This window comes from Pedobacter gandavensis (assembly GCF_032678465.1).
Classification (GTDB): Bacteria; Bacteroidota; Bacteroidia; order Sphingobacteriales; family Sphingobacteriaceae; genus Pedobacter; species Pedobacter gandavensis_B.
In genome coordinates this window covers 383,729-391,753 of record NZ_JAVTSK010000006.1, presented here as the reverse complement: position 1 = coordinate 391,753, position 8,025 = coordinate 383,729, and the positions used below count along the sequence as shown (strand labels likewise).

Below are 8,025 nucleotides of genomic sequence, written 5' to 3'. Positions count from 1 at the left end.
AAAAGTGAATTATTGAATAAACTATAGTTTTTTGTAAAAACAAAAAGCCTGAAATCAATTGATTTCAGGCTTTTAAACGTTTTGTTAAAATTTCTGGTGATCCCGCTGGGATCAGAACCTAGTCCTGAAATCAGCGTTTAAATAGTATTTCGCCTGGTTTTTAAATTCGACTCACCGAATCAATCACCACTTTTCTTATACGTTTTAACTGCAATTGATATCTATTAAAGATACGACTAAATTTTGTTTATTTAAAATATCACAAGTCCAAATTCTCATTAATTCGTACCATAAAAGCACATTCCTTGATTATCTTTTTTTAAGATTTTATTATTCATAGATCCTGCTCACAATTTTATGCTGTAGGATTTAAGTTAATGCCTGTTGAGCATCCTTAGATTATATTTCTGGGATTGGTATGAACTTCATTGATTAACTAGACTAATCAAGTAAAACTAATTTTCCCATATGGGAATGCAAGAATTTAAAAAACTCAAACTTTGGCTTTATAAATCAATAACAATAATTATGAAAATAGATATCATTACAATTGAAGACCTGCAACAGTTTAAAACGGATTTAATGCAGGAAATAAAAGGTGTTTTGCAGGATAAAAATCTGAATCAGAATAAGGAGTGGTTAAGGAGTAGCGAAGTAAAAGCTATGCTGAAAATTTCAGGCGGAACATTACAAAATCTTCGCATTAATAATACCTTAACTTTTAGAAAAATCGGAGGAACGATGTACTATGATAAATTATTAATAGATAAGATGTTGGAGGGATAAAATTATGAAACACGGTAATATGAGTTATCTCCATTTTCATAAACACGCATTAAGTAATTACTTTGAGCGTATTGTGTCAGATGATCGTTTGTTCCCTTCTCACATCAGCCTTTTTATTGCCTTATTTTATTTTAGCAATTGTGAACATCCAAATTTACCTTTTCAAGTTAGCCGATCGAAACTAATGCGATTTTCGAGGGTAAAGTCCATTGCAACATACCACAAGAATATACGAGAATTAAAGAGTTATGGTTACATCGACTATAAGCCATCATGGCATCCTCAAAAAGGCACTCAGCTAAAAATTCTTTTTAATTCAAATCCTAGTTGATCAAAAATAAGGTGGAGTTAAACTAAACGTAATGTCGCAAATAAACTTATGCTGTAGATGCCAAAAGATGCTATTGAGTTCGAACTTGAAGAAAGCTTTAACCCAAAGTCTTTTAAGTTTATTGTGCACCGCAACGAAAAGTAGTTTTAATCAATCTATGCTATTTATAGGGTTTATATCCGCAGATTAAAAGCAAATCTACGATGGTATATTTTCGTTATGAATTTACCTATGCGCATCAACTTTGATAATAAAGACTATTCTTACCTCATTATAACTAATGGAATTAATAAACTAACCACTAAAATACAGATAAACTTGAATGATAAAGAGTATTTGCTGGTTTGTAATTCCACAAGGCATTGGGATTTTGTTGATGCAACTGTAAACGATCTTCCTAGGCTATTCCAATAACGAATAAGGCTTTAAAAGAATTACCTCAAGGCCCAATAAATGCATTTTTGTTGTATTTCCCACGATATTCCAATGGTGACATTCCTGTAACCTTTCTAAAGACTTCTCGAAAGGCTTTGGCATCTGAATATCCAACGGTGAACATTACCTCATGAATTGTTTTCTGGCTGGTCTCAAACGCTTTCTTTGCAGATTCAACCTTTGCTCGTTGAGCGTATTCAATAGGTGTGTTTCCTGTTGCTTTAATGAATCTCCTGTCAAAGTTTCTTCTTCCAACAGCAAACATAGATGATAATGCTTCTACAGATATTTTCTCATGTATCTTACTTTCAATATAAGCTTGAGCTTTTTTTACCATTTCATCGTCGTGCAGTTTTTGCCCTGAAAATATGATAAATGGAGATTGACTTTGTCTGTCGATTTCTATTTGAAATATTTTGGAGCAATAAATGGCCGTTTGCCTGTCATAATATTTTTCGATCAGGTAAATGATCAGGTTTAGAAATGAATATCCACCTCCATTGGTGTAAATGCGATGCTCATCAGTAATCAGTTTTTCAATTTGTAAATTCACATTTGGAAACTTTTTCTTAAAGGCATCTCCAAAGCACCAATGTGTAGCACAATTTCTTCCCTCCAGTAAACCAGCGGAGGCCAGCATGAAAGCTCCACTACACATACTTGCTATTTCAGTCCCTCTCAAATAGTGTTTGGTCATCCAATCAACTAAAGCCAGATTTCCTTTATTATTTTCTTCATAACCATGACCTAGGGAGGGAATAATGATGAGGTCGGTCTTTTTTATTGCCATTATATTTTTTTCCGTCTTCAAGGTCAGCAATCCTTTCATGAATTTTGTATCAGGGGAAATCCCAGCAATTTCAATTTCATATAAGGTCTGCTTTCCATTTTCACTCCAATAATCATTGGCACGTGTAAAAATTTCATAAGCACCTATAATGCAGGTCATAGTGCTTAAGTTGTTTTTTCCGCAAGGAATAATAATGGTGATGTGCTTCATTGTTTTCGTTTTAACAAAAATAAGCAGACTGAATGTCTAAATCAACCCTCTATAAAGTCTATTTGGCACCCTGCGGCTTTGAACATAAGTCAGTAATTTTGAGTGTAACCTATTGTATTTAAGTATAAATCATATTCATCAAGGTATCAAAGCAGAAGATGTTTTACTATCCTGTCGATATCAATGTTGAATTTAAACCAAGTAAAAACATGGAAAATCAAAATTTTATTGCGACCATATTGGTCGACCAAAGTTCCGAGGAAGTATTTAGTGCCATTAAAAATGTACGCGCGTGGTGGTCAGAAAATATTGAAGGTGGTACAGAACAATTAAATGATGAATTTACTTATCATTATCAGGACGTACATATTACCAAATTCAAAATAACAGAATTAATCCCTAACAAAAAATTGGTTTGGCATGTAATGGAAAACACCTTTAAGTTTACTAAAGACAAACATGAATGGACGGATAATCTAATGATTTTTGAAATCAGTGAAAAGGACAACCGAACAGAACTTCAATTTACACAGTTAGGTCTTATTCCTGAATATGAATGTTATGATATTTGCTCAAATGCATGGAATCATTATATTAAGGATAGCTTGCAAAGTCTAATTACCACCGGTAAAGGTCAGCCCACCCTAAAAGAAGAACCGAATGAACTAGAGGAGAGTTTTGTTGAAAAATGGGACGCAAAAAGTAGCCAATAATCAGTAGGTGTAGGTGTTTTTTTAGTACACCTACACACTCTATCTCTATTACAAAAGAGCCTTCATTTATATTATGCCATTTAACAAGATTCTCTTAAAAACCGTATACATATCTTCCACATTGAGAATGATAGGACAAGTACTTAACTATGCAAGCCCTGAACAACTTTTTGTAACAACGAAGTCAAAGCTTCCAGTTCTTCCTTATCTAGAATCCGACAGACCTGGTTTGTGGTGTTCATTCTGAAATTTTCTGAGCCGTCTATCAGTTGCCTGCCTTTTTCAGTCACTTCCAAATAAAAGACCCGGCGGTCTTGTTTTAGTTGGGTTTGCATCACTAAATTTGCCGCTAGCAGAAACTTTACCTGTCTTGAAATAGCCGCTTGGCTTACCTGAAACTTTAGCGACAATTGCTTGTTGGATGAGGCGCCATTCCTATAAATAAATTCCACCAAATTGTAATGTGTGGCGGTAACCCCATTAAAATCGCCACTATTTACCTGTGCAATAATGAAACATTGAAAATCTGTAAAAACATCATAAAACTCTTTTTCTGTATTTTTCATCTCATTAATAATACTTAACTTAGTTAATCATTAACAAAGTTAAGTAATTTATTATGAAAACTATTTCTGTACACGGCGCACGTCAAAATAATCTGAAAAATATTTCCCTGGAAATACCAAAGAATAAAATAACAGTTTTCACTGGTGTATCAGGATCAGGTAAATCCTCTTTAGTTTTTGAGACTATAGGGGCAGAAGCTCAGCGACAAATTAATGAAATTCAAAATAGTTTTGTGAGAAACCGCTTAATGCACTACGGTTGGGCTGATGTTGATAAAATTGAGCATCTAAATGTACCAGTTATAATCAATCAACAAAGATTGGGAGGAAATGCACGTTCGACAGTAGGAACGGCGACTGATATTTATGCTTCTTTGCGGCTGCTTTATTCCAGGATGGGTGAACCTTTTGTGGGTTATTCAAATGTTTTTTCTTTTAATCATGCACAGGGGATGTGTTTAGAATGTGAAGGATTAGGCTATGTCAATCGAATAAATATTGATCAGCTTTTTAATAAGGAAAAATCTCTAAACGAGGGAGCGATAGTGTTTCCCACCTTTCAGCCCGGAGGCTACCGTTGGTTGCGTTATGTGAACTCAGGATATTTTGATAACGATAAAAAGCTGAATAATTTTACAAAAGTGTTATGGGAAGATCGTGTTGATTCAGGGAATGGCTATAATGGATTGAGCATTCCTCATAGCAGTATTATTGCCACTACATTAACGATTAATTATTATGACGATTACAAAGTTCCAGGTTTGCCTGCCGCTTCACCTTATAATCTTTCAGGGAGTTATAGCAAGAACTTGAAAGGCCTTCCAACGGTAAGTCGAACGAATGTGCTGGGTACGACTCATATGCTATGGAAGGTGAATTATTATGATGACGAGGCTCGAATTGTGAAAAGTATTCAGCAGCATTATAAAGGAGGTGATACAGCGGCTAATAATTATGATGAGTTGATTAAAACTTATCTCTTCTCTGGGGAGGAAAGCACCAGCATCCGTAGACATTATGTAAAAGGTATCGAACAACTCTATGTAGCGAACCGTTACAGCTATGATCATGTTGGAAGGCTAAAGGAGACTTATCAGAAGACTGGGGATAATGCGTCAACGACTAATGCAGAGGTATTATTGAGTAGAAATGAATACAATGAGGTAGGGCAGTTGATTTCCAAGAGCCTGCATAGTGTAAATTTAAGTGTACCTGTTTTTGCTCAGACAATTTCCTATAGTTACAATCCAAGAGGTTGGTTGAAAAGTCAAAGCTCAGGCTTGTTTAGCCAGAGTTTGAAATATGAGGAGGTCCTTTCAGGAGTAGTTCCACAATATAATGGAAACATTAGCCGTCAGGAATGGGCTGGACTGAAGTATTATAATTACAGATACGATGGATTGAATCGTTTGAAATCTGGCTTGAATAGTGACAACAACGATGAGAAATCCATCATGTATGACGTGATGGGTAACATTCAGGGGCTGCAGCGTTATAATGCAAATATACTGACAGACCAGTTGGAGTATAATTATATTGGAAATCGGTTAAGCTCAGTTGTAGATAGTAGTACTAACTTTTCTTCCGTTTTTCAGCTTCCGGGAACGACTGCTTATGGCTATGATGTAAATGGTAATATGACATCTAGAATCAATACAGTGAATACCGGGAATAACATTTCCAGCATCTCTTATAACTATCTGAATCTTCCTTCAACAATAACTGCAGGAGGAAATGCGATTAGCTATACCTATGATGCATCAGGTATTAAATTACGTAAAGTAGTTGGTTCTTCGGTTTTGAATGAATATATTGGAGGTATTCAATATGAACAGGGAGTATTGAAATACCTACAGACTTCTGAAGGACGTGTAGTGAGAAATAGTGCTACAGACTACAAGTATGAATATACTTTAGCAGATCATTTGGGAAATGGTAGATTGTACTTTGATATTAACGGCAGCCAGGCAAGAAAGATCCAGGAAACGAACTATTATCCTTTTGGACTGGATATACAGGAAACAATTATAGGGATTGAAAACAAATATCAGTATAACGGAAAGGAGAAGCAGGATCAGGAAAAGATGTATGATTATGGCGCAAGGTTCTATGATCCGGTAATTGGGAGGTGGAATGTCGTAGATCCGTTGGCAGAACAGATGAGAAGGCATTCACCATATAACTATGCGTTCAATAATCCGATTAGGTTTATTGATCCTGATGGGATGGAGCCTACTGATGACTATAAACTGCTAAAAACCGGAGCTATTGAATTGGTTGCTAAAACGGATGATAAAACAGATAAGCTCTATGCGACTTCTGCTAATGGAGAGATTGATAAAAGCAAATCCTTAGCAGTTGAGAAAGGCATTCTCGACAATGGTGGTCAGGATCAACTCCGTACAACAAATGGAATGATAAAATTCGATTATTATCAGGCAAACGGAGAACAGGCTCGCGATCTCTTTAGTTTTGCTGCAAACAACAGTAACGTAGAATGGGGATTAAGTGTTTTTTCAGACGGCAAGAACTATGTTACAACATCCCATTCAGAAACAAGTGAGGCTGGAATCGTTGGTGTTGTCGTAAACAAAAAGTTCGGGCATCAGCCAATGAACATGCTTACCCCAAGGTTGGTAGAGAGCACCCATAGCCATCCTATGGGAATTGCAAACCCTTCTGGTTTAACCCCAGAGGGTGACAATACGAATCGAGGAGGCGATATGAGCGTAACAAGGTTTTTTGAAAGTAGGTATTATACTCCCATAAAGTACAATATATATACTCCTTCAAATGGCAAGTATACGCCATATTCGTCAAAATCAAAAATGGCAAATTTAATGGAAGTTATCATAACGGCTCCGAGAAGAAGAAACTAAATCTGTAAAAAATGAAAAGAAACCTTTGGATCAATCTTATTGTCTGCTCCTGCCTTGCTTTAACTATTATAAGTTGCCAAGGCAAGGTCAGCAGTGACCAATCCGCTAAATTGACCGATAGTCTTAAAGTAAACAACACATTTACTGAATATACGGCTGTACCTTGCCTTTCAAATCTACTTGTTTCTATAGTAGATTCGAATAAGGAATTTTATAAGAACGAAGAATTCTTTTATTCGTTGACATTCAAATTGAATAACGGGAACAGACGGATGACGATCGAAGCAAGACTATGGGATGCCCCAGGAAAGCAGCAGTACAAAGGAGTAATAAAAATTGGCAATGCTCTTTTTCTATGCAGTGGCGATCTTGAGAAAGAAAGTTTATTCAAAGCTAAAAGTGCATCAGTGATTAAAACACCATTGAAAGAAGAGAAGTTTGAGAATGAAAGCTATCCTTATGCTGAAGAGCCTATTTTGAAAGGTAAGTTTGTGGACTGTGAAAATAAGCCTATATCTACTGAAATATATACCAAGGGTAAGATAATACTCCAATAATACAAAATATATAAGCTAAGTAAGGCTTTGTTTAATTGACCCAGGCTTTTACTGTTATCTAATAGACTGTAACATGCTTAGTTGCATATACGGCGTATTGTTGATTTTATATCTGCAAGTTGTGTTTTTGGGTACCCAAAAACTACTGTCTTCGCCTGAGGCGGGGGAGAAAAACTACGCAACTTGTTTTTTACAGGATGTCGGTTTTCCTCACCCACCTTTTAATGGGCAAATACTTTTTTTGTTTTGTTGTAAGCCAGGGCCATATCAATCAGGTAATAGACTTTATCCTTTTCCTCGCTGGGCAGAGCTTCAATATCTTCCATTCTGCGTATTAAGCTTTTATCCATGATGATGTGGTCAGATTGGCCGATCAGGTAATCCACGGTAACATTCAGGGTATTTGCAATCTTAGCGGCCACATCAATGGATGGCTTTATCTCTTCACGTTCATACCGGCCGATAATAGGTGCAGAGGTGCCAATCTTTTTAGCGAGGTCATCCTGTGACCATTTGAATTGCTTGCGTAAACTAATTATCTTTTCTCCGAAAGTCATATTTATGTGTCTTAAATAACCTTAATTGCGTTATAAGTGTAAAGTTAGGTTACTTATTGGTGTTTTACAAATTATAAAGGTGTTAGTTGGTTGAACCAATTCATTATATTTGTCACCAATAGGTACTAAAAACTTTTTTATTATGGGAGTTACTAAGAACAGGCAGTTGAGATTACAGCCTAAATTGCAGGCGTTGGCTTT

7 protein-coding genes are annotated in these 8,025 nt (G+C 35.9%); 4 read left to right on the top strand and 3 right to left on the bottom strand.

The features are described 5' to 3' along the window. Positions 1–468: 468 nt before the first annotated feature. Entirely contained in the window at positions 469–786 is a 318-nt protein-coding gene (locus R2Q94_RS13740) for a helix-turn-helix domain-containing protein (protein ID WP_316822041.1), read from the top strand. Positions 787–1,556: 770 nt separating this feature from the next. On the opposite strand, the gene R2Q94_RS13735 is transcribed toward R2Q94_RS13740, so the two are convergent. Then, positions 1,557–2,552, bottom strand: coding sequence for a GlxA family transcriptional regulator (locus R2Q94_RS13735; RefSeq protein ID WP_316822040.1), 996 nt, complete (start codon positions 2,550–2,552; stop codon positions 1,557–1,559). A gap of 209 nt (positions 2,553–2,761) precedes the next feature. Here R2Q94_RS13735 and R2Q94_RS13730 point away from each other — a divergent pair, with 209 nt between their 5' ends. Further along, complete coding sequence (locus R2Q94_RS13730) at positions 2,762–3,265, top strand: SRPBCC domain-containing protein (RefSeq protein ID WP_316822039.1); 504 nt, start codon at positions 2,762–2,764, stop codon at positions 3,263–3,265. A gap of 143 nt (positions 3,266–3,408) precedes the next feature. On the opposite strand, the gene R2Q94_RS13725 is transcribed toward R2Q94_RS13730, so the two are convergent. Further along, positions 3,409–3,831 (bottom strand): MarR family winged helix-turn-helix transcriptional regulator, encoded by a 423-nt coding sequence (locus R2Q94_RS13725; protein WP_316822038.1) that lies wholly within the window; start codon positions 3,829–3,831, stop codon positions 3,409–3,411. A 53-nt stretch (positions 3,832–3,884) separates the two neighbouring features. Between R2Q94_RS13725 and R2Q94_RS13720 the strand changes: the two genes are divergently transcribed. Next, positions 3,885–6,710 (top strand): RHS repeat-associated core domain-containing protein, encoded by a 2,826-nt coding sequence (locus R2Q94_RS13720; protein ID WP_316822037.1) that lies wholly within the window; start codon positions 3,885–3,887, stop codon positions 6,708–6,710. A gap of 11 nt (positions 6,711–6,721) precedes the next feature. Continuing rightward, positions 6,722–7,267, top strand: a complete 546-nt coding sequence (locus R2Q94_RS13715) for a hypothetical protein (protein ID WP_316822036.1) — start codon at positions 6,722–6,724, stop codon at positions 7,265–7,267. 221 nt (positions 7,268–7,488) lie between these two features. Here the strand turns inward: R2Q94_RS13715 and R2Q94_RS13710 are convergent, their stop codons facing one another. After that, the gene (locus R2Q94_RS13710) at positions 7,489–7,824 is read right to left on the bottom strand and encodes a helix-turn-helix transcriptional regulator (RefSeq protein ID WP_316822035.1); all 336 of its coding nucleotides are present in this window, start codon (positions 7,822–7,824) and stop codon (positions 7,489–7,491) included. Positions 7,825–8,025 lie beyond the last annotated feature (201 nt).

What these genes read in the sequence shown, in the direction of transcription:
- R2Q94_RS13740 (WP_316822041.1), top strand. Translation starts at nt 469, where the DNA reads ATGGGAATGCAAGAATTTAAAAAACTCAAACTTTGGCTTTATAAATCA.
- R2Q94_RS13735 (WP_316822040.1), bottom strand. Translation starts at nt 2,552, where the DNA reads ATGAAGCACATCACCATTATTATTCCTTGCGGAAAAAACAACTTAAGC.
- R2Q94_RS13730 (WP_316822039.1), top strand. Translation starts at nt 2,762, where the DNA reads ATGGAAAATCAAAATTTTATTGCGACCATATTGGTCGACCAAAGTTCC.
- R2Q94_RS13725 (WP_316822038.1), bottom strand. Translation starts at nt 3,831, where the DNA reads ATGAAAAATACAGAAAAAGAGTTTTATGATGTTTTTACAGATTTTCAA.
- R2Q94_RS13720 (WP_316822037.1), top strand. Translation starts at nt 3,885, where the DNA reads ATGAAAACTATTTCTGTACACGGCGCACGTCAAAATAATCTGAAAAAT.
- R2Q94_RS13715 (WP_316822036.1), top strand. Translation starts at nt 6,722, where the DNA reads ATGAAAAGAAACCTTTGGATCAATCTTATTGTCTGCTCCTGCCTTGCT.
- R2Q94_RS13710 (WP_316822035.1), bottom strand. Translation starts at nt 7,824, where the DNA reads ATGACTTTCGGAGAAAAGATAATTAGTTTACGCAAGCAATTCAAATGG.